The 18,155-nt window shown below is 72.7% G+C and carries 18 protein-coding genes; 4 read left to right on the top strand and 14 right to left on the bottom strand.

Annotated features, from left to right (window positions below; genetic code table 11):
• Window positions 1-283: 283 nt before the first annotated feature.
• Window positions 284-937, bottom strand: coding sequence for a response regulator transcription factor (locus AB0O21_RS28435; RefSeq protein ID WP_365175604.1), 654 nt, complete (start codon window positions 935-937; stop codon window positions 284-286).
• 199 nt (window positions 938-1,136) lie between these two features.
• Window positions 1,137-1,922: a serine protease gene (locus AB0O21_RS28430; RefSeq protein WP_365175602.1), complete on the bottom strand. Its 786-nt coding sequence runs from the start codon at window positions 1,920-1,922 to the stop codon at window positions 1,137-1,139.
• 143 nt (window positions 1,923-2,065) lie between these two features.
• On the opposite strand from AB0O21_RS28430, the gene AB0O21_RS28425 reads away from it, so the two are divergent.
• Both AB0O21_RS28425 and AB0O21_RS28420 read left to right on the top strand, forming a co-directional pair.
• Window positions 2,066-2,965: a hypothetical protein gene (locus AB0O21_RS28425; protein ID WP_365175600.1), complete on the top strand. Its 900-nt coding sequence runs from the start codon at window positions 2,066-2,068 to the stop codon at window positions 2,963-2,965.
• Window positions 2,966-3,075: 110 nt separating this feature from the next.
• Entirely contained in the window at window positions 3,076-3,726 is a 651-nt protein-coding gene (locus AB0O21_RS28420; RefSeq protein WP_365175598.1) for an HAD family acid phosphatase, read from the top strand.
• 60 nt (window positions 3,727-3,786) lie between these two features.
• On the opposite strand, the gene AB0O21_RS28415 is transcribed toward AB0O21_RS28420, so the two are convergent.
• From AB0O21_RS28415 to hsaA, 5 genes are read right to left on the bottom strand one after another with little or no spacing between them, the layout of a single operon-like run.
• Window positions 3,787-5,454 (bottom strand): FAD-dependent oxidoreductase, encoded by a 1,668-nt coding sequence (locus AB0O21_RS28415; protein WP_365175596.1) that lies wholly within the window; start codon window positions 5,452-5,454, stop codon window positions 3,787-3,789.
• A complete protein-coding gene (locus AB0O21_RS28410; RefSeq protein WP_365175594.1) occupies window positions 5,451-5,966 on the bottom strand; it encodes a flavin reductase family protein in 516 nt (171 codons plus the stop codon). Before AB0O21_RS28410 ends, AB0O21_RS28415 begins: the two co-directional genes overlap by 4 nt.
• Entirely contained in the window at window positions 5,954-6,847 is an 894-nt protein-coding gene (locus AB0O21_RS28405) for a VOC family protein (RefSeq protein WP_365175592.1), read from the bottom strand. The genes AB0O21_RS28410 and AB0O21_RS28405 overlap by 13 nt, the downstream gene beginning before the upstream one ends.
• Window positions 6,848-6,856: 9 nt before the next feature.
• Window positions 6,857-7,705 (bottom strand): 4,5:9,10-diseco-3-hydroxy-5,9,17-trioxoandrosta-1(10),2-diene-4-oate hydrolase, encoded by an 849-nt coding sequence (gene hsaD, locus AB0O21_RS28400; RefSeq protein ID WP_365175590.1) that lies wholly within the window; start codon window positions 7,703-7,705, stop codon window positions 6,857-6,859.
• Entirely contained in the window at window positions 7,705-8,874 is a 1,170-nt protein-coding gene (gene hsaA / locus AB0O21_RS28395) for a 3-hydroxy-9,10-secoandrosta-1,3,5(10)-triene-9,17-dione monooxygenase oxygenase subunit (protein ID WP_365175588.1), read from the bottom strand. The genes hsaD and hsaA overlap by 1 nt, the downstream gene beginning before the upstream one ends.
• A gap of 567 nt (window positions 8,875-9,441) precedes the next feature.
• On the opposite strand from hsaA, the gene AB0O21_RS28390 reads away from it, so the two are divergent.
• A complete protein-coding gene (locus tag AB0O21_RS28390; RefSeq protein WP_365175586.1) occupies window positions 9,442-10,311 on the top strand; it encodes an IclR family transcriptional regulator in 870 nt (289 codons plus the stop codon).
• A 75-nt stretch (window positions 10,312-10,386) separates the two neighbouring features.
• Here the strand turns inward: AB0O21_RS28390 and AB0O21_RS28385 are convergent, their stop codons facing one another.
• The 7 genes from AB0O21_RS28385 to AB0O21_RS28355 form a co-directional block, all read right to left on the bottom strand.
• The gene (locus AB0O21_RS28385; RefSeq protein WP_365175584.1) at window positions 10,387-11,421 is read right to left on the bottom strand and encodes a ferredoxin--NADP reductase; all 1,035 of its coding nucleotides are present in this window, start codon (window positions 11,419-11,421) and stop codon (window positions 10,387-10,389) included.
• The gene (locus AB0O21_RS28380) at window positions 11,414-11,644 is read right to left on the bottom strand and encodes a hypothetical protein (protein WP_365175582.1); all 231 of its coding nucleotides are present in this window, start codon (window positions 11,642-11,644) and stop codon (window positions 11,414-11,416) included. The genes AB0O21_RS28385 and AB0O21_RS28380 overlap by 8 nt, the downstream gene beginning before the upstream one ends.
• Window positions 11,644-12,783: a Rieske 2Fe-2S domain-containing protein gene (locus tag AB0O21_RS28375; RefSeq protein ID WP_365175580.1), complete on the bottom strand. Its 1,140-nt coding sequence runs from the start codon at window positions 12,781-12,783 to the stop codon at window positions 11,644-11,646. Before AB0O21_RS28375 ends, AB0O21_RS28380 begins: the two co-directional genes overlap by 1 nt.
• Before the next feature lie 242 nt (window positions 12,784-13,025).
• Window positions 13,026-14,057, bottom strand: a complete 1,032-nt coding sequence (gene dmpG / locus AB0O21_RS28370) for a 4-hydroxy-2-oxovalerate aldolase (RefSeq protein WP_365175578.1) — start codon at window positions 14,055-14,057, stop codon at window positions 13,026-13,028.
• A complete protein-coding gene (locus AB0O21_RS28365) occupies window positions 14,054-14,953 on the bottom strand; it encodes an acetaldehyde dehydrogenase (acetylating) (RefSeq protein ID WP_365175576.1) in 900 nt (299 codons plus the stop codon). Before AB0O21_RS28365 ends, dmpG begins: the two co-directional genes overlap by 4 nt.
• 15 nt (window positions 14,954-14,968) lie before the next feature.
• Window positions 14,969-15,754: a 2-keto-4-pentenoate hydratase gene (locus AB0O21_RS28360; RefSeq protein WP_365175574.1), complete on the bottom strand. Its 786-nt coding sequence runs from the start codon at window positions 15,752-15,754 to the stop codon at window positions 14,969-14,971.
• Window positions 15,755-15,862: 108 nt separating this feature from the next.
• Window positions 15,863-17,290: an MFS transporter gene (locus AB0O21_RS28355; RefSeq protein ID WP_365175572.1), complete on the bottom strand. Its 1,428-nt coding sequence runs from the start codon at window positions 17,288-17,290 to the stop codon at window positions 15,863-15,865.
• A 121-nt stretch (window positions 17,291-17,411) separates the two neighbouring features.
• Here AB0O21_RS28355 and AB0O21_RS28350 point away from each other — a divergent pair, with 121 nt between their 5' ends.
• Window positions 17,412-17,888, top strand: coding sequence for a MarR family transcriptional regulator (locus AB0O21_RS28350; RefSeq protein WP_365175570.1), 477 nt, complete (start codon window positions 17,412-17,414; stop codon window positions 17,886-17,888).
• Window positions 17,889-18,155 lie beyond the last annotated feature (267 nt).

Genomic DNA, 18,155 nt, shown 5'->3' with positions numbered 1-18,155 from the left:
GGGGCGGCTGCGCCGCGGGCCCCTGGGGCTCCGCCCCAGACCCCGCGCCTCAAACGCCGGCGGGGCTGGATGTGGCTGGTGCCGCCTGCCGTGCGCGGCTCAAAGATCGGGGCTCCGCCCCGGACCCCGCGCCTCAAACGCCGGAGGGGCTGGATTTCGGCTGATGCCTGCTGCCCGGCGCGGCTGGATTGCCCGCAGGGCAATTCCAGCCTCGTCGGCGTTTGAGGCGCGGGGGTCCGGGGGCGGAGCCCCCGGCTGCCCGCGGTGTGGTGGGGGTGCGGCGTCACGCCGCACTGGCGGCCAGGCCGCTTTCCCAGGCCCAGGCGGCGATTTCCACGCGGTTGCGGGCGTCGAGTTTGGCCTGGACGTTGGCCAGGTGGGTTTTGACCGTGGAGAGGGAGACGTACAGCTCCCCCGCGATCTCGGCGTTGGTCAGGCCGCGCGCGAGGCAGCGTACGACTTCGCGTTCCCGTTCGGTGAGGGGTTCGGCGGGGCGGCGGGCTTGGCCCGCGGGGGTGCGGGGGGCCATTTCGCGCAGGAGGCGGACGGTGATGGCGGGCGAGACGAGGGAGTCGCCTACGGCTGCCGCGCGGACCGCTTCAACCAGCATGGCCGGGCTCGCGTCTTTCAGGAGGAAGCCGGACGCTCCGCCGTGGAGTGCGGCGTGGACGTACTCGTCGAGGTCGAAGGTGGTGACGATGACGATGCGTGGCCGGTCGCGGTCGGAGAGGCGCCGGGTGACTTCGAGGCCGTCGAGTTTCGGCATGCGGATGTCGAGGAGGAGGACGTCGGGCTGGTGGGTCTCGACGGCTTCCAGGGCGGCCTGCCCGTCGACGACGTCGGCGAGGACCTCGATGTCCGGCTGGCTCTCGAGGATCATCCGGAAGCCGGTTCTGACCATTTCCTGGTCGTCCGCGATGACCACGCTGATCGCCATGCGCTGCCTGCCCCACTGTCGCCCGCTGCCGATGGATCCTTCCCATGGGACCGTCGTGTGCGGCGGCCCGCAACCGCACAGGGCGGGGGCAGCGGCGGTCCGGCCTCGTGGTGCTGTTGCAGACCCTACGGGCGCGGGGGGTGCGGGGCTTCGTCCTTCCGGCCGGTTCGGGTTCGGCCGGAAGGACGAGGGGTGGCTGCTAGAGGGTGGCTGCGGCGGCCTTGATGTCCGCCGCGAAGGTGGAGACCTCGGTGTAGACGCCGGGGTAGTCGGGGCGGGCGCAGCCTTCGCCCCAGCTGACTATGCCGACCTGGATCCAGGCGCCCGCGTTGTCGCGTCGGAACATGGGGCCGCCGGAGTCGCCCTGGCAGGTGTCGACGCCGCCCTGGTCGAGGTAGCCGGCGCAGATCTCCTGGCTCGGGACGAGGGAGCTGCCGTACGCGGCCTGGCAGGCGGCGTCGGAGACGAAGGGGACGGTGGCCTTCATGAGGTAGCGCTGCTGGGAGCCGCCTTCGCGGGTGGCGCCCCAGCCGGCGACGGTGAAGGTGCCGTTGTCGTAGGTCTTGGTGTCGGCGATCTTGAGGGTGGGGAGGTTGATGGGTTTGGCGAGCTTGATGAGGGCCCAGTCCTTGCCCTGGCCGTTGTAGCCGGGGGCCTGGAGGACCTTGGTGGACTTGACCTTGATGGCGCTGGAGCTGCGCAGGTCGACGACGCCGGCGGTGGCGGTGATGGTGGTGTTGTTGCCGGAGCCGTCCACGCAGTGGGCGGCGGTGAGGACGATCTGCTGGGTGTAGAGGGCGCCGCCGCAGCCCATGGAGAGGCGGACCATGAAGGGGAATTCGCCTTGGGCGGCTCGGGTGCCGCCGACGACGGGGGTCGGCGAGGCGGTGGCGGTGCCGGGCTGGAGGCTGATGGCCGCGAGGGCTACCGCGCCGGCGCCGAGGGTGCGCTTGAGGAGTCGCGCGAGGGTGGTCACAGTCAACACACTGCCTTTCGTGGGGGGTTGGGCGGTGCGCGCCATCGAAGGGATGACGGGGTCATGACACACCCGGCGGGAGTCGGGCATCAAGAAGGCGATTTCGGCCAACAGCGGGCAGGTGCGGGAGAGCTTGCGGCGGGGGGCGTCCGATGACGCACAACGGGAGGCCCGGCAGCCCCGTCGCGCACGGATTTCCGCACCTGCCGACGGTGCGCGCCTCGATCACCGCGCTGTTCCGGCGGCTGTCGGCGGACGGGATCCGCGCCTACGCCACGAGCCTCGCCCCCGCCGACGCGGCCTTCGACGCCTCCGACGACCTGTACCTGGGGGCGCAGCGGGTGGCTTCCGCGGTGGTGCGCGCCCTGCGGCTGCCGGACGCGCGCATGGTGGTGAGCTTCCGGCCGATGGAGGAGGCCGCCGCGGTGGAGCTGGCGGCGGGGCCGGAGTACTTCGTCGAGGTCAACGACCGTTTCCGCACGCACCGCCGGGACTTGGCGGCCGCGCTCTCCCACGAGGTGGCGCACGTGCTGCTGCACCGGCTGGGCCTGGGTTTCCACGACACCGCGGAGAACGAGATCCTCACCGACACCGCCGCCGCCTATCTCGGGGCCGGCTGGCTGCTGCTGGACGCCTATCGCGAGGACGCGCTGACCCGCCAGCGGTTCGGCTACCTCACGCCGGAGGAGTTCGGGTTCGTCCTGGCCAAGCGGGCGGCCCTGTTCGGCGAGGACCCGTCGTCCTGGTTCACCAGCCCGCAGGCGTACGAGGCGTACGTGCGCGGCCGCGCGGTGGCCGAGCGGGACCTCCGCCGGGCTCCGCTGGCCGCCGCGGGGCCCGTGGCCCGGCTGCGCTACGCCAGGGACCGGCGCGCCGGGGCGGTTCCGGCGCGGGGGGCGGGTGCCGCGTACCGCTTCGAGTCGGAGGACGGGGGCCCGCCGCGGGTGAGCTTCCCCTGCCCGGTGTGCGGGCAGCGGGTGCGGGTCCCGGTGCGCGGGCGGCTGAGGGCGCGGTGCGGGCTGTGCCGCACGGTGCTGGAGTGCGAGACGTAGCACTTCACCCGACGGCCACGAAAAGTTTCCTACCGACCAGTAGACATGGGTGGGGATCTGGCCAATTCTGGTCGCGTACATGCCAATGCGTGATCGAGGAGCGTCCCCACATGCGCAGCACCCGTACCGCCGCCACCACTGCCGCGTTGGCCGCGGCGACCGCCGTCCTGACCCTGGTTCCGGCCACCGCCGCCGAGGCCGCCCCCACCGCCAAGGCGTCCTACACCGCCTCGGCACCCGGCGGGAACGCGGCGATCCTCGGGATCGACTACGCCACCTGGCAGCGCGACGTGGCAGGGGTCATCGACGCGGTCCGCCCCGCGATCGAGCAGCGCATCGCCAACGCGCCCGCCGGTGAGAAGCCCGCGATCGTCCTCGACATCGACAACAGCTCGCTGGAGACGGACTTCCACTGGTTCTGGACCTTCCCGACCCCCGCGATCGCCAAGGTCCGCGAGCTGACCCGGTACGCGAACGAGCGCGGGGTGGCGATCTTCTTCGTCACCGCCCGCCCGGGGATCATCTACTCCCTCACCGAGCGCAACCTGCGGTCCGTCGGCTACCCCGTCTCGGGTCTCTACGTCCGCGACCTGCCCGACCTGTTCGACGAGGTCAGCGCCTACAAGACCGGCAAGCGCGCGGAGATCGAGGCGCGCGGCTACACGATCATCGCGAACATCGGCAACAACGCGAGCGACCTGGTCGGCGGGCACGCCGAACTCACCGTCAAGCTGCCGGACTACGACGGCAAGCTGTCCTAGGCACCTCCCCGTGACGGGGGTGTGCCCGGCCCACCAGGCCGGGCACACCCTTCCCTTCCGTCAGCGGCCCTGCGCGGCGATGGCGTTGACCGCCGCCCAGCTGAAGGCCATGGCCGGGCCGATCGTCGCGCCCGGGCCGGGGTAGGTCTCCCCCATCACCGCCGCCGAGCAGTTCCCGGAGGCGTACAGGCCCTCGATCACGCCTCCGTCCTCCCGCAGCACCCGGCCGTCCCCGTCGGTGACCAGGCCGCCCTTGGTGCCGATGTCCCCGGGGTGCACGGGCACCGCGTAGAAGGGGCCCTTGTCGATCGGCGCCAGGTTCGGATTGGGCAGGGTCGGGTCGCCGTAGTAGCGGTCGTAGACGCTGCTCCCCCGCCCGAAGTCCTCGTCGACGCCTTCCTCGGCGAAGCCGTTGAAGCGGCGGATCGCCGCCGGCAGGGCGGGCGCCGCGATCTGCCGGGCCAGTTCCTCCAGGCTGTCGGCCCGCTTCAGGAAGCCGCTCTCCAGCCACCGCTTGGGGAAGGGCTGCCCGGGGAACAGGCCCGCGAAGATGTACCGGGCCTTGGAGCGGGCGTCGAGGATCAGCCAGGACGGCACGGTCCTGGCCTCGGGCCGGTCCGCGGCGTACATCCGGTCCACGAACGCGTGGTACGGCGCGGCCTCGTTGGCGTACCGCTCCCCCGCCTCGTTGACGATGACCATCCCCGGGATGCCCCGGTCGGCGACCAGGAAGAACGGCTTCTCACCGGGCGGGCACACCGAGGGCGCGCCCCACACCTTGTCGAGCAGGTCGGTGGCCGCGCCCAGCTCCTCACCGAGCCGCAGGGCGTCGCCGGTCTGCCCCTCGGAGGCGTGCGTCCATGCCGTGGAGGTGGGCTGCGGAAGGTACTTCTCGCGCAGCTGCTGGTCGTGCGAGAAGCCGCCGGAGGCCAGCACCACCCCGCCCCGGGCCCGTACGGTCACCTCGCGCCCGGCCCGGGTGACCCGTACGCCCGTCACCCGGCCGGCCGGGTCGGTGACCAGGCCGGTCAGCGGCGCCGACAGCCACAGGTCACCGCCGAGCCGGTGCAGGGAGAGCCGCATCCGGGCGACGAGCGCCTCGCCGAGGGAGAGCAGGGTGCGGCCGGTGACCAGGGCCTTCACCGCGCGCGCCCCGACCTTCAGGGACACCTTCTTTCCCGCCCAGGTGCGGCTGACCATGTTGAGGAACCGGAAGTCGTACGAGGTCATGGTCAGCCCGTACGTCGGCAGGCCGGCCCGGCGCATGTCGTGGCGCAGCACCCCCAGCCGCTTGAAGTCCACGATGCACGGCTCGATGGAGCGGCCCTGCGCCATGCCGCCCTGGGCCTCGGGGAAGTAGTCCGAGTAGCCGGGGGTGTACATGAAGCGGATGTCGGTGCGGTCGTGGAACTCCCTGACCATGCGCGGCCCGTGGGCGAGGTAGGCGTCCTTGCGGGCGGCGGGGACGCGGTCGCCGACGGTGGCGTCGAGGTAGGCGCGGGCCTTGTCGTAGGTGTCGGCGAGGCCGGCCCGGTCGAGGTGGAGGTTGCCGGGGACCCAGATCGCACCGCCGGACAGGGCGGTGGAGCCGCCGTACTTGTCGGTCTTCTCGACGACTAGGGCGGTCAGGCCGCGCAGCCGGGCGGTGACGGCGGCGGCGAGGCCGGCGGCGCCGGAGCCCACCACGACCACGTCGTACTCGTACTCGTGCTCGCTCTGGTCGGTCATTCGAAGGCTCCGGTGGCGTAGTCGCTGCGGAAGTACAGCAGGGGCGATCCGCCGTCGCGGGCGGCCAGTTCGAGGACCCTGGCGGTGACCAGGTAGTGGTCGCCGGCCTCGTGGACCTCTTCGAGGGCGCAGTCGACGGTGGCGAGCGCCCCGGAGATCCGGACGGCGCCGTGCTCGGACAGCTCCCAGTCGACCCCGTCGAACTTCTCGCCGCCGCGCCGCCCTAGGGCCCGGCACACCTCGCGCTGCTCCTCGGCGAGGATGCTGACCCCGAACCGGCCGGCCGCCCGGACGGCGGGCCAGCTGGAGGAGGACTTGCCCACGCACAGCAGGACCAGCGGCGGGTCCAGGGACAGGGAGGCGAAGGACTGGCAGGCCAGGCCGGCCGGGCGGCCGTCGTCCCCGACGGCCGCGACGACGGTGATCCCGGAGGCGAAGGTGCCGAGGACCTCGCGGAAGGAGGCCGGGTCGACCGGGGCTGCGTCGGCCAGGGCTGGGGTCAGCCGTTCCACTGGTGGCCCCAGAAGCTGTCCGCGGTGATCTCCTTCGCCGTCCAGGTGGCGGGGTCGACGATCAGCCCGTCCCAGCCGTACTCGACCTGGAAGCCGCCGGGGGCCTGCGCGTAGAAGGAGACCATGTGGTCGTTGGAGTGGCGGCCGAGGGTGGAGGCGATGGGGATGCCCGCCTTGTTCATCCGGTCCAGGCAGTAGCCGACGTCGTCGAGCCGCTCCAGTTCGACCATGAAGTGGACGATGCCGGGGGGCAGCGCGCCCGGGTAGAGGCCCAGGCTGTGGTGGCGCCGGTTCGGGCTGAGGAAGTGCATCCAGTGGAAGTCCTTGCCGGGGGCGCCGGCGGGGACCGCGACCGGGGGCAGCTTCATCGAGTCGCGCAGCTGGAAGCCGAGGAGGTTCTCGTAGAAGTCGAGGGTGGCCTCCGTGTCGGGGGCCGGGAGGACGACGTGGCCCAGGCCCAGCTCGCCGGTGACGAAGCGGTTGCCGTACGGGGCGGCGAGCGGGGTGTGGTCCTGTGCCTGGCCCCAGTAGATCTCCAGGGGGTTTCCGCTGGGGTCCTCGCAGTGGACCAGGCCCTGGACGCGCCGGTCGGCGAGGGTGGCGGCGTCGCCGGGCTTGACGGCGTATCCGGCGGCCTCCAGTTCGGCGGCGGCCTCGGCGAGGGCCTTGGCGTTCGCGACCTCGAAGCCGGCGGCGAGCAGGCGGTCCTGGGCGCCGGCGACGAACTGGAAGCGGTGGATGCGGTCGTCGATGCGGACGTTCAGCTGCGCGTCCGTCGAGCCCTGGGCCTCGGTCATGCCGAGGACGTCGAGGACGTAGCTGCGCCAGGCGGCGAGGTCGGCGGTCTCGATGCGGAGGTATCCGAGTGCGCGGATGTCCATGCGGGGCTCCTAGTGGAGGAAGAAGTCGGTGGCGAGTCGGTTGAATTCGGCGGCGGCCTCGGTCTGCGCCCAGTGGCCGCAGCGCGGGAAGACGTGGAGGCGGGCGTCGGGGATGGCCTTGAGGGCGACGAAGGCCCCGTCGACGGGATTGACCCGGTCCTCGCGGCCCCAGGTGAGGAGCACGGGCCGCGTGATGCGGTGCGCCTCGCGCCAGAGCATGGTGTCCTGGGGCCACTTGGCGAAGGAGGCGCCCATCCGGGCGTTGCCGAGGGCCGACTCGGGGTCGGTGGCCTGCGCGTAGCGCTCCTCGACGAGTTCGTCGGTGACGATCGCCGGGTCGTACACGAGGGTGGTCAGGAAGGCGCGCATCTGCTCACGGGTGGGCTCGGCGCTGCCGGCGAACTCGAAGAGCCGCTTGATGCCTTCGGTCGGATCGGCCGAGAAGAGGTTGAGCGAGATCCCGCCGGGGCCCATGAGCAGCAGCTTGTCCACCTTGTCGGGGTGGTCGAGCGCCATCCGGGTGGCGGTGCCGCCGCCGAGCGAATTGCCGATGAAGTGGGCTTTTTCGATGCCCAGTTCGTCCATGAGGGCGGCCATCGCGTCGGCGGCGAAGCTGAAGAAGTCCTTGTCGAGCTCGGGCTTGTCGGACTTGCCGTAGCAGGGCTGGTCGACGAGCAGGGTGCGGAACCGCTCGGCGAAGTGGGGCAGGTTGCGGCCGAAGTTGGACCAGGCGGAGGCGCCGGGGCCGCCGCCGTGCAGGAGGATCACGACCGGACCTTCGACCGGACCTGCCTCGTGGTAGTGGAGGTTCAGGCCGCCGGCCTTGGCGGTGCGCGAGGTGCTCTCGTAAGTGATCATCAGAGCATGGTGTCCTGGATGTCGAGGCCGAGGGCGCCCTGGCCGAAGAGGACGAGGGCCCGCTCGGGGTCGTTGGCGGCGTGGCCGCGCCCGGTGTGGACGTCGCGCCAGGCCCGCTGGACGGGGTTCGGTCCGCTGCGCATGGCGCTGCCGCCCGCGTTCTCCATGAGGAGGTCGACGGCGGCGACGCAGCGCTCGGTGGCCAGGACCTGGTCGCGGCGGGCCCGGGTGCGCAGCGGCATGGGCAGTTCCTCACCGCGTTCGGCGAGGGCGTACAGCTCGTCGATGTTGCGCCGGAGCTGGAGCCAGGAGGCGTCGATGTCGCTCGCGGCGCGGGCGATGCGGACCTGTGCGAAGGGGTCCTCGGCGACCTGCTGGCCGTAGGAGATGCGGAACCGCTCGCGGGTCGCGGCGACGTACGCCTCGTAGGCGCCCTCGGCGATGCCGACGATCGGGGTGGAGATGGTGGTGGTGAAGACGGAGGCGTACGGGAGCCGGTAGAGCGGCTCGGGGTTGACCTCGTGGCCGGGGACCTTCAGGGCGGTGACGGGGCCGAAGCTCAGCGCGCGGTGTTCGGGGACGAACACCTGGTCCAGGGTGATGTCGTTGGAGCCGGAGCCGCGCAGGCCGACGGTGTCCCACACGTCGTCGATGCGGTACTGGGAGCGCGGGACGAGGAAGGTGCGCATGTCCACGGGCCGGCCGTCGGCGTCGGTGACGAGTCCGCCGAGCAGGGCCCAGTCGGCGTGGTCGCAGCCGGAGGAGAAGTGCCAGCGGCCGCTGACGGTGAAGCCTCCGTCGACGGGGGTGACCTTGCCGGTGGGGGCGTAGGAGGAGCAGATGCGGGTGTCGGGGTCGGTGCCCCAGACCTCTTCCTGGGCGCGGGGGTCGTAGAGGGCGACGTGCCAGGGGTGGACTCCGACGACGGAGGCGACCCAGCCGGTGGAGCCGCAGGCCTTGGCGATCTCCTTGACGGCCTCGTAGAAGACGGCCGGGTTCGCGGCGCGGCCGCCGTACGCCTTCGGCTGGAGGAGGCGGAAGAAGCCGGTGGCGGCGAGCTCCTTGATGCTCGCCTCGGGGACCTTGCGCTGGGCCTCCGCCTCGGGGCTGCGTTCGCGCAGGGCCGGGGCGAGGGCGCGGACTGCGTCGAGGACGTCTTCGTCGCTCATGGTGTCCCTTTCTCAGGGTCGACGGGGTCGACAGCGTCGACGGCTTCGAGGTGCGGTGAACGTACGCCCGGGGGTCGGGGGCGTGGAACGGGCCGTTCCCGGTGAGTGGGAAGCCGCGTCCGGGGCCTTCCCGGAGCCGCCACCGGTCCATCCCGAAGCCGCGTCTCGGACCATCCCGCAGGCGCCGCCGGGCCATCCCGAAGCCGCCCTGCGGCCGCCCCGGGACCCGCCCGGGCCAACCCGAGGCCGCCCCAGGCCCGCCCGAACCCGCCCGGGCCAGCCCGAGGCCGCCCCAGGACCCGCCGGAACCCGTCCGGGCCAATCCGAGGCCGCCCCAGGACCCACCCGGGCCCGCCCAAGGCCGCCCCGGGCCTTGCCCGGGCCTGCTCCGGGATTTCCCGAGCCGTCGCGGCCGTCCCGGGTCGGCCCGGTGTGCTTTCCGGCCTCCTTCCGGCCTCCACCTGGCTACCCGAAGTATTACTGATTGAAATACATCTCTCCGGGTGCTTCCCTCCGCCCGGGGGCCCGTGGCAGGGTCGCCCCAACGCCTCACGCAGGGGGTTTCTCGTGCTTGACCAGGTCATGGACTCCGAGCTCGCACCGCTGTCGCTGCTGGAGAAGGCCGCGAGGGTGCTGGGCGCCTTCGAGGGTCCGCAGCCGCGGCTCTCGCTCACCGAGGTCGTCCGCCGCTCCGGGCTCCCGCGCTCCTCCGCCCACCGGATCCTCGACCAGCTGGTGCGGCTGCGCTGGCTGGACCGGGAGGGCCGGGACTACCGGATGGGCATGCGCATGCTCGAGCTCGGCGCGCTCGCCTCCCACCACAACCGGCTGCGCCGGGCCGCCCTCCCGCTGCTGCACCAGCTGCACGAGCAGACCGGGCAGCTGGTGCACCTGTCGGTGCTGGACGGGGCCGAGGTGGTCTGCCTGGAGCGGATCGGCGGCTCGGACACCACCACCGTGCCCTCCCGGGTCGGCGGCCGCATGCCCGCGTACTGCACGGCCGCCGGCAAGGCGGTGCTCGCCTTCAGCGATCCGGCGGAGGTGGAGCACGTCCTGGCGCAGGGGCTGCGGCCGCGCACGCCCAGGACGCTGATCAGGCCGCTCGCGCTGCGCGCCGAGCTGGCGGCGACCCGCGAGCGCGGGGTGGCGTACGACCGCGAGGAGAGCTTCCGCGGCATCTCCTGCGTGGCGGTGCCGCTGCGGGGCGCGGGGCGCGCGGTCGCCGCCGTCTCGGTCTCCACCGGGCGCGGGGAACGGGAGCTGGCCCGGCTGGCGCCCGCGGTGAGCGCGTGCGCGCGGGCGGTGTGGCGGGAGCTGTACGGGCCCGGGCGGGCGGGGCGGGCGGCCGCGGCGCCGCCGCGCGACCTCGAACCGGCCGTTTCGGCGCAGGCGATGGACAACATGATGGGCTGGCTGCGGTTCAGCGAGTGGATGTAGCGGGTAGTCATATCCCATCGCATGGACGAAGGCCTCGGACCCGACCCCTCGCCAGGGGGCCGGGCCCGTTCGCTTTCAGCCCTGGTAGGTGATCCTGACCCGGTCGCCGGCCGGCAGGGCCTGGCAGGCCAGGACGTAGCCCTCGGCCAGGTCCTCCTCGTCCAGGACCTCGTTGCGGACCATCGTGACCTTTCCTTCCACCACCCGGCAGCAGCAGGCGCTGCACGCCCCCTCCCGGCAGGAGTACGGGGCCGGCACGCCCGCGGCGAGCAGGGCGTCGAGCAGCGGGGTCCCGTCGGGCCAGGGCACGGTGTGCGAGGCGCCGTCGAGCTCGACCTCTGCGGTGGCGTGCGGGCCCTGCGCGACGGCGGCCGCCCGGCGCGGCCCGAAGACGTCGCCGCCGAGCGAGAAGTACCGCTCGCGGTGGACCCGGCCGCCCGGCGTCCCGGTCGCGCGCAGCGCGCTCTCGGCGGCGTCCATCAGCGGGCCGGGCCCGCACAGGTAGGCCTCGCGGGCGGCGTACGGGGCCACGAGCGGGCCGAGCCGGACGGCGGTCGGCAGTCCCTGGAGGCTCTCCAGCCAGTGGATGACGGTCAGCCTCCCGGGGTGCGCCTCGGCCAGCCCCCACAGCTCGTCGCGGAAGATCACCGACTCGGGGTCCCGGTTGGCGTACACCAGGGCGATCCGGGCCCGGCCGGCGGCGAGCGCCGATTTGGCGAGGGAGAGCACCGGGGTGATCCCGCTGCCGCCCGCGACGAGGAGGAGGTCCCGGTCCAGGCCGCCGGGGCCCGGGGTGAAGGTGCCGGCGGGCGGCAGGACCTCCAGCTCGTCCCCGGCGGCCACCTCCTGGCAGATCCAGCCGGAGCCGAGCCCGCCGGGCACCCGCTTGGCGGTGATCCGCATGGGCTCGCCGGTGTGCGGGGAGCTGGCCAGGGAGTAGCAGCGGGCCGCGCCGCCGGGCACCCGCAGGGTGAGGAACTGGCCGGGTGCGTAGGGCAGGTCGCAGTCCAGTACGAGGGAGACCGCGTCCGGCGTCTCCTGCACCCGCTCCCGCACCCGCACCCGCACCGCCCCGGAGCCGTCGGCCGGCGCGGCCTCGTACTCAGACATCGGCGGGCACCTCCAGCCGGCCCTCCCGGACCGCCGCGTCGATGCTCGCGCGCAGCGCCGCACAGGAGCGGACGCGGGCGCTGAGCTCCCCCGCCGAGACCCGGGCGGCGATGCGGGGGCAGGTGGCGGCGGCCTCGTCGGTCCACTGGACCTGGGTGTGGGCGGCGCTGAACTTCTCGCAGAGCACCTGGGTCCCGCACTCCGCGCAGGCGACGGGGCGCATCAGCCGGCCTCGGCCGCGCGGCGGGCCAGGTTCTCGGCGACTTCGGCCTTCCAGGCGGCGGTCGCGCGGGTGGTGTCGATCTCGAACTCGAAGCGCCGCACCATCTCGTCCTTGACGTCGGCGGCGTCCACGTAGAACTGCTCGTACCAGCGGCGCAGCTGGTAGACGGGCCCGTCCTCCTCGGTCAGGAGGGGGTTGTCGATGCGGGTCTTGTTCTTCCAGATCTCGACGTCCTGCTCGAAGCCGACCGCGAGGCCCTCGGAGGTGAGGCGGGCGGCGTCGGCGGCCTGTTCGTCGGTCATGCCGGGGAGCTTCTTGACGATCGCCCCGTACATGAGCATGAAGCTGTTCTCGTCGATCGGGTAGTGGCAGTTGATCAGGACGGACTCCAGCTCGACCCCTCCCCCGACGTCGCTCCACAGCTTGTCGATCATGTACGAGGGGCCGTAGTACGAGGCGTCGGAGCGCAGGCCGCCGCCGGTGGAGAGGGTTCCGAGGTCGACGTCGCCGCGCGGGGTGGATTCCATGTACTGGGTGGCCACGTGCCCGTCGAAGACGTTCTTGAAGTAGTGCGGGAAGGCGTAGTGCACGTAGTAGAAGTGCGCCATGTCGACGACGTTGTCGACGATCTCCCGGCAGTTGGAGTTCTCCACCCGCAGGAAGTTCCAGCTCCAGTCGCTCCATTCCGGACTGCCGACGCCCTCGATCTCCGGGATGGTGACGTCCGCGGGCGGCGGGTTGCCCTCCGGGTCGTGCCAGACGTAGAGCTGGGCGTTGCGCTCCAGGGTGGTCCAGGCGCGGGTGCGGGCGCGGGCCGGGACGCGGCGGGCGTAGGGGATGGCGGCGCAGCGGCCGTTGCCGGACCAGCGCCAGTCGTGGAAGGGGCAGGCGAGGGTGTCGCCCTTGACGGTGCCGTGGGCGAGGTTGCCGCCCATGTGGGGGCAGTGGGCGTTCAGGACGTGCAGTTCGCCGGTGCCTTCGGCCTGGAAGACGACGAGTTTGGTGCCGAACGCCTTGACCTCGTGGGGGGCGCCGTCCTTGAAGGAGGTGGCGAGCCCGAGGCAGTGCCACCCGCGGGCGAACCGGGTCGGCACGGCGGCCGCCTCGATCACGCGGGGCGCGTCTTCGGTTGAGGTCATGGGGGCTCTCCACTTCGTCGGGGTAAGCGGTGTGGTGTGGTTCGAGGTCGGCTGGAGCGCCGGCGGGGCTGGATTCGCGCCCTAGTGCTGTGGCCGGAAAGGATTGCCGGGTCGCGGTGTCCGGTGCGGTGCATCGCAAGGCGGAGGGCCGCGGCTCGTACTGGACGTACTTGCGCGGTCCGACAACGCAGCGAGGTGCCGTGCCGGGCGCCGTGACCCGGTGAACCTTGCCGGTCACAGCACTAGCGCTCGGCGAGTTCGACCGCGATGTCGATGAGCTGGTCCTCCTGGCCGCCCACCAGGCGGCGCTCTCCCGCGCGCAGCAGGATCTCGGCGCCGGAGACGCCGTAGCGCTCGGCCTGCCGGTAGGCGTGCTTGAGGAAGCTGGAGTAGACGCCGGCGTGCCCCATGAGCAGGGCCATCCGGTCGAGTTGGCATTCGTCGTCCATGACGGGCCGGACCACGTCCTCGGCCGCGTCGATGATCTTCAGTACGTCGATGCCGGTGCGGATGCCCATCTTCTGGCAGACGGCGGCGAAGGCCTCGACGGGCGTGTTGCCCGCGCCGGCGCCGAGGCGGCGGGTGGAGCCGTCGATCTGGAGCGCCCCGGCGCGCACGGCGGCGACCGAGTTGCCGACGCCGAGGCCGAGGTTCTCGTGGCCGTGGAAGCCGACCTGCGCGTCGGTGCCGAGTTCGGCGACGAGGGCGGCGACGCGGTCGGTGACCTCGTCCATGACCATGGCGCCGGCGGAGTCGACGACGTACACGCACTGGCAGCCGGCGTCGGCCATGATCCGGGCCTGGCGGGCGAGGTTCTCGGGGGTGGTGGAGTGGGCCATCATCAGGAAGCCGACGGTTTCCAGGCCCATGTCGCGGGCCAGGCCGAAGTGCTGGACGGAGATGTCGGCCTCGGTGCAGTGGGTGGCGATCCGGCAGATCTGCCCGCCGCCCGCGTGGGCGGCGCGGATGTCGTCCTTCACGCCGAGCCCCGGCAGCATCAGGAAGGCGATCTTCGCGTTCCGCGCCGTCTCGGCGGCGATCTTGATGAGTTCCTGCTCGGGGGTCTTGGAGAAGCCGTAGTTGAACGACGACCCGCCCAGTCCGTCGCCGTGGGTGACCTCGATGACGGGGACGCCCGCGCCGTCGAGGGCGGTGACGATCGACGCCACGTCCTCGCCCGTGAACTGGTGGCGCTTGGCGTGCGAACCGTCGCGCAGGGAGGAGTCGGTGACCCGGATGTCGAGCGTCTCGGAGTACGTGTTCGGACTGTTCACGCGGCGATCCCCTTCGCGAACTCCTCGCCGACCTTGGTGGCGGCGGCGGTCATGATGTCGAGGTTTCCGGCGTAGGGCGGCAGGTAGTCGCCCGCGCCCTCCACCTCCAGGAAGATCGCGACCCGGGCCATCCCGCCGCTGAGCGCGGAGGGCTCGTCGAACTGCGGCTCGGTGCGCAGCCGGTAGCCGGGGACGTAGGTGGCCACGTCCGCGGCGATCTGCTTGACGGAGGCGGCGATGGCCGCGTGGTCGGCGTCGGGCGGGATCGCGCAGAAGACGGTGTCCCGCATGATCACGGGAGGTTCGGCGGGGTTGAGGATGATGATGGCCTTGCCGCGGGCGGCGCCGCCGATCTCCTCGATGCCGCGCGAGGTGGTGCGGGTGAACTCGTCGATGTTGGCGCGGGTGCCGGGGCCGGCCGACACGGAGGCGACCGAGGCGACGATCTCCGCGTAGGCGACGGGCACCACGCGCGAGACCGCATACACCATGGGGATGGTGGCCTGCCCGCCGCAGGTGATCATGTTGACGTTGGGCCGGTCGAGGTGGGCGGTCAGGTTCGCGGGCGGCACCACGGCCGGGCCGACGGCGGCGGGGGTCAGGTCGATCGCCCGGATCCCGAGCTCGGCGTAGCGCGGGGCGTTGGCGCGGTGCACGTACGCGGAGGTGGCCTCGAAGACCAGGTCGGGGAGCTCGTCTTGGCCCAGGAGCCAGTCGACGCCCTCGTGGGAGGCCTCCAGGCCGGCGCGGCGGGCGCGGGCCAGGCCCTCGCTGTCCGGGTCGACGCCGATCATCCAGCGGGGCTCGATGTGCGCGGAGCGCTGGAGCTTGTACAGCAGGTCGGTTCCGATGTTGCCGGAGCCGACGATCGCGGCGGTCGCTTTCGTCTTGGTCACGGTCACCTCAGGCGCTCAGGAGAAGGAGAGGGACACCGAGCCGAGCCCGGTGAAGTCGGCGGTGTAGGTGCGGCCGGCGGCCACGTCCACGGCGCGGGTGCAGGACCCGGGCAGGACGAGGTGGCCCTTGCGCAGCGGGACTCCGAAGCGGGCGACGGTGCGGGCCAGCCAGGCGACGGCGGTGGCGGGGTCGCCTAGCACGGCGTCGGAACGGCCGGTGGCAAGGGTCTCGCCGCCGCTGGTCAGGCGGGCCTCGACGGCCTTCAGGTCGAGTTCGCGCGGGTCGCGTCCCTCACCGATCACGTATCCGGCGGAGGAGGCGTTGTCGGCGATGGTGTCCGCGATGGAGATCCGCCAGTCGGCGATCCGGCTGTCGATCAGCTCCAGGGCGGGTACGACGCGTTCGGTGGCGGCCAGTACGTCGGCCTCGGTGCAGCCCTCGCCGGGCAGGTCGGCGCCGAGGACGAAGCCGACCTCGACCTCCACGCGCGGCGCGCAGTACGCGGCGGCCGGCACGGGGGTGTCCTCGCGCAGCTCCATGGCGTCGAGGAGGTGGCCGTAGTCGGGCTCGTCGACGCCCATCATGGCCTGCATGACGGGGGACGAGAGCCCGACCTTGTGCCCGGTGACGCGGGCGCCCTCGGTCTCGGCGCGGTGGCGGATGTTCAGGAGCTGGATCTCGTACGCGTCCTGCGCGTCGATGCCTTCGTACAGCTCGGTCAGCGGCCGTACGGGGACCCGCCGCCGCTCCGCCGCGCGCAGTACCCCGGCGGCTTCGCGCCGGAGCTGGTCGTTCAGCATGGGGCCTCCCGGCCGCGGTGGTGTGTGGTGCCGCAGACGGTAGGCCTGCGACGGCCGCGGCCGGGAGGCCGTGTTCCCGCTGAGCGGGAAGCCGGGCGAACCCGTGCGTTACGCGGCCGCGGGCTCGGCCTCCGGCAGCGGGTCGGGGGACACCGCGGTGCGGGGCAGCGCCAGGCACAGGACCGCGCTGAGCAGGAACCCGGCGCTCACCCAGGGCATGGCGGTGGCGAGGGCGCGGGTGGGGCCGCCGTCGGCGAGGGCGCCGAAGAAGACGGAGCCGATGACGGCCGCGCCGAGGGCTCCGCCGAACTGCTGGGCGGTGGAGAAGATCCCGGAGGCGCCGCCCGCGATGTCGGCGGGGACCGCGGACAGCACCACGTTGACCAGCGGCACGACCAGGAAGCCGAGGCCGGCGCCCGCGACGAGCAGGCCGGGCACGAGCGGCCAGGCACCGGTGTGCGCGGCGGTGGACTGGGCGACGGCGTACCAGACCCCGGCGAAGCCGCCCGCCATCAGCAGCGCGCCGGCGGCCAGGACGAGCCGGCCGAACCGCACGGCGAGGGCGTCGGCGACCGGGGCGGTGAGGAAGCCGCCGACCGAGAAGGCGACGGTGACCAGGCCGGCCTGCATCGGGGTGTAGCCCTCGCCGCCCTGCAACCAGACCGCGAAGACCAGGAAGAAGCCCTGCATGCCGACGGCGAAGAGGAGTTGGACGGCGAGACCGACGGAGAAGGCGGGCAGCCGGAACGCCCGTGCGGGCAGCAGCGGTACGGTCGTGCCGCCCCGCCGGGCCTCGAAGACGCCGAGGCCCGCGACGGCGAGCACCCCGCCCCCCAGGCAGAGCCAGCCCCACACCGGCCAGCCGTTGGCCTCGCCCTGCACGAGCGGCAGCACGATCGCCACGAGCCCGGCGGCCAGGACGAGGCTGCCGAGCAGGTCGGGCCGCCCGGCGCCGCGCTCCCGGGTGGCGGGAACCAGGACCGCGCCGGCCAGGAGGGTGACCACGGCGACGGGCACGTTGACGAGGAACACGGACCGCCAGCCCCACCCGAACAGGTCGGCGTCCGTGAGCAGCCCGCCGAGGAGCAGCCCGACGGCGGAGGCGAAACCGGCGACGGCCCCGTACATCCCGAAGACGGCGCCGCGCTCCTTGCCCTGGAAGAGGGTGCGGAACGAGCCGAGCACCTGGGGCATGAGCAGGGCGGCCATGACGCCCTGGACGGCGCGGGCGGCGATCAGCTGGCCGGGGCTCTGTGCGATGCCGCAGCCGAGGCTGGCGAGACCGAAGCCGGCGGTCCCGGCGAGGAAGAGCGCCTTGCGCCCGTACCGGTCGCCGAGGTGGCCGGAGACGATCAGGGCGGCGGCGAAGCCGAGGAGATAGGCGGAGACGAGCCACTGCAGAGCGCTCTGCGACGCGTGCAGGTCGCGGCCTATGGAGGGGATGGCGACGTTGACGATGGTGACGTCGAGCAGGTCCATGAGGGCGGCGACCATCATGACGACGGCGGCGGCCCAGCGGCGGGGATACGGGGTCATGACGGCTCTCAGCCTCCAGGGCCTCAATTATTTCGTTCGGACGAACGAAAGGCTTGCACGCGGGCAGCCGTGATCGCAACTCTTTCGTTCGGACGAACTAAATTCTTGGTACGGTGGCCGCATGAGCGAAGACGCACGGCGCGCGGCGGTACTGGAGGAGCTCAACCGGACCGGCCGGGAGACCAGCGCGGTGACGGTGATGTTCCACTCGGCGGTGGCCGAGCGGCGCGGCCTGGGCGCGACGGAGACCAAGACCATCGACCTCCTCCTGCGCCACGGCCCGCTCACCGCGAAGGAACTGGCCCAGCACTCGGGCCTGGCCCCGGCCTCCGTCACGGGCCTGGTGGACCGCCTGGAGCGCAAGGGCTACGTACGCAGGGCCGAACACCCGACGGACAAGCGGCGGGTGGTGATCGAGGTACGTCCGGAGAAGATCCGCGAGCTGGAGCCGGTGTACGAGGACTGGGCGCGGGAAGTCGCGGAACTGTGCGGCGAGTTCACCACCGAGGAACTGGAAACGGTGATCCGCTTCCTCCACGGCTCCAACACCCGCCAACGCCGCGCGGCGGCCCGCCTGACGGCCTCCGGCCAGGGGTAGCGGGGGGGTGCGGGGCGGGGCGGTACGGGTTCACGCGCGAGCGGGACTTTTACCCCCTCGGGGGGTGGTGGCGGGGCGGTGTTTGCCCACCCGCCCCGGGCTGGGGCGGGGGCTTCGCGGTTGGCGGGGTCCGGGCTGGGCGGAATCAGAGAGGGCGCGGGGGGTTTCCCGGCAGTCCCATAGTCCTTCCGTGTCGGGCCGGCCTGTAAAGGGCGCTCACTTCGTTCGCGTCGCTTCGCGATGGCCTTCGGCCACCCTTGACAGGCC

The organism is Streptomyces sp. NPDC091371 (assembly GCF_040684275.1).
Classification (GTDB): domain Bacteria; phylum Actinomycetota; class Actinomycetes; order Streptomycetales; family Streptomycetaceae; genus Streptomyces.
The sequence above is the reverse complement of the archived record's forward strand: the minus strand, read 5'-3'. Positions and strand labels throughout refer to the sequence as shown.

Excerpts from the sequence above, each read along its gene's own strand:
- AB0O21_RS28380 (WP_365175582.1), bottom strand. The coding sequence starts at position 11,644 with ATGCGCCCCGTCGCCTGCGCGGAGTGCGGGACCCAGGTGCTCTGCGAG.
- AB0O21_RS28375 (WP_365175580.1), bottom strand. The coding sequence starts at position 12,783 with ATGACCTCAACCGAAGACGCGCCCCGCGTGATCGAGGCGGCCGCCGTG.
- AB0O21_RS28360 (WP_365175574.1), bottom strand. The coding sequence starts at position 15,754 with ATGCTGAACGACCAGCTCCGGCGCGAAGCCGCCGGGGTACTGCGCGCG.
- AB0O21_RS28355 (WP_365175572.1), bottom strand. The coding sequence starts at position 17,290 with ATGACCCCGTATCCCCGCCGCTGGGCCGCCGCCGTCGTCATGATGGTC.
- hsaA (WP_365175588.1), bottom strand. The coding sequence starts at position 8,874 with ATGAGCGACGAAGACGTCCTCGACGCAGTCCGCGCCCTCGCCCCGGCC.
- AB0O21_RS28405 (WP_365175592.1), bottom strand. The coding sequence starts at position 6,847 with ATGGACATCCGCGCACTCGGATACCTCCGCATCGAGACCGCCGACCTC.
- AB0O21_RS28425 (WP_365175600.1), top strand. The coding sequence starts at position 2,066 with ATGACGCACAACGGGAGGCCCGGCAGCCCCGTCGCGCACGGATTTCCG.
- AB0O21_RS28415 (WP_365175596.1), bottom strand. The coding sequence starts at position 5,454 with ATGACCGACCAGAGCGAGCACGAGTACGAGTACGACGTGGTCGTGGTG.
- AB0O21_RS28385 (WP_365175584.1), bottom strand. The coding sequence starts at position 11,421 with ATGTCTGAGTACGAGGCCGCGCCGGCCGACGGCTCCGGGGCGGTGCGG.
- AB0O21_RS28435 (WP_365175604.1), bottom strand. The coding sequence starts at position 937 with ATGGCGATCAGCGTGGTCATCGCGGACGACCAGGAAATGGTCAGAACC.
- AB0O21_RS28420 (WP_365175598.1), top strand. The coding sequence starts at position 3,076 with ATGCGCAGCACCCGTACCGCCGCCACCACTGCCGCGTTGGCCGCGGCG.
- AB0O21_RS28350 (WP_365175570.1), top strand. The coding sequence starts at position 17,412 with ATGAGCGAAGACGCACGGCGCGCGGCGGTACTGGAGGAGCTCAACCGG.
- hsaD (WP_365175590.1), bottom strand. The coding sequence starts at position 7,705 with ATGATCACTTACGAGAGCACCTCGCGCACCGCCAAGGCCGGCGGCCTG.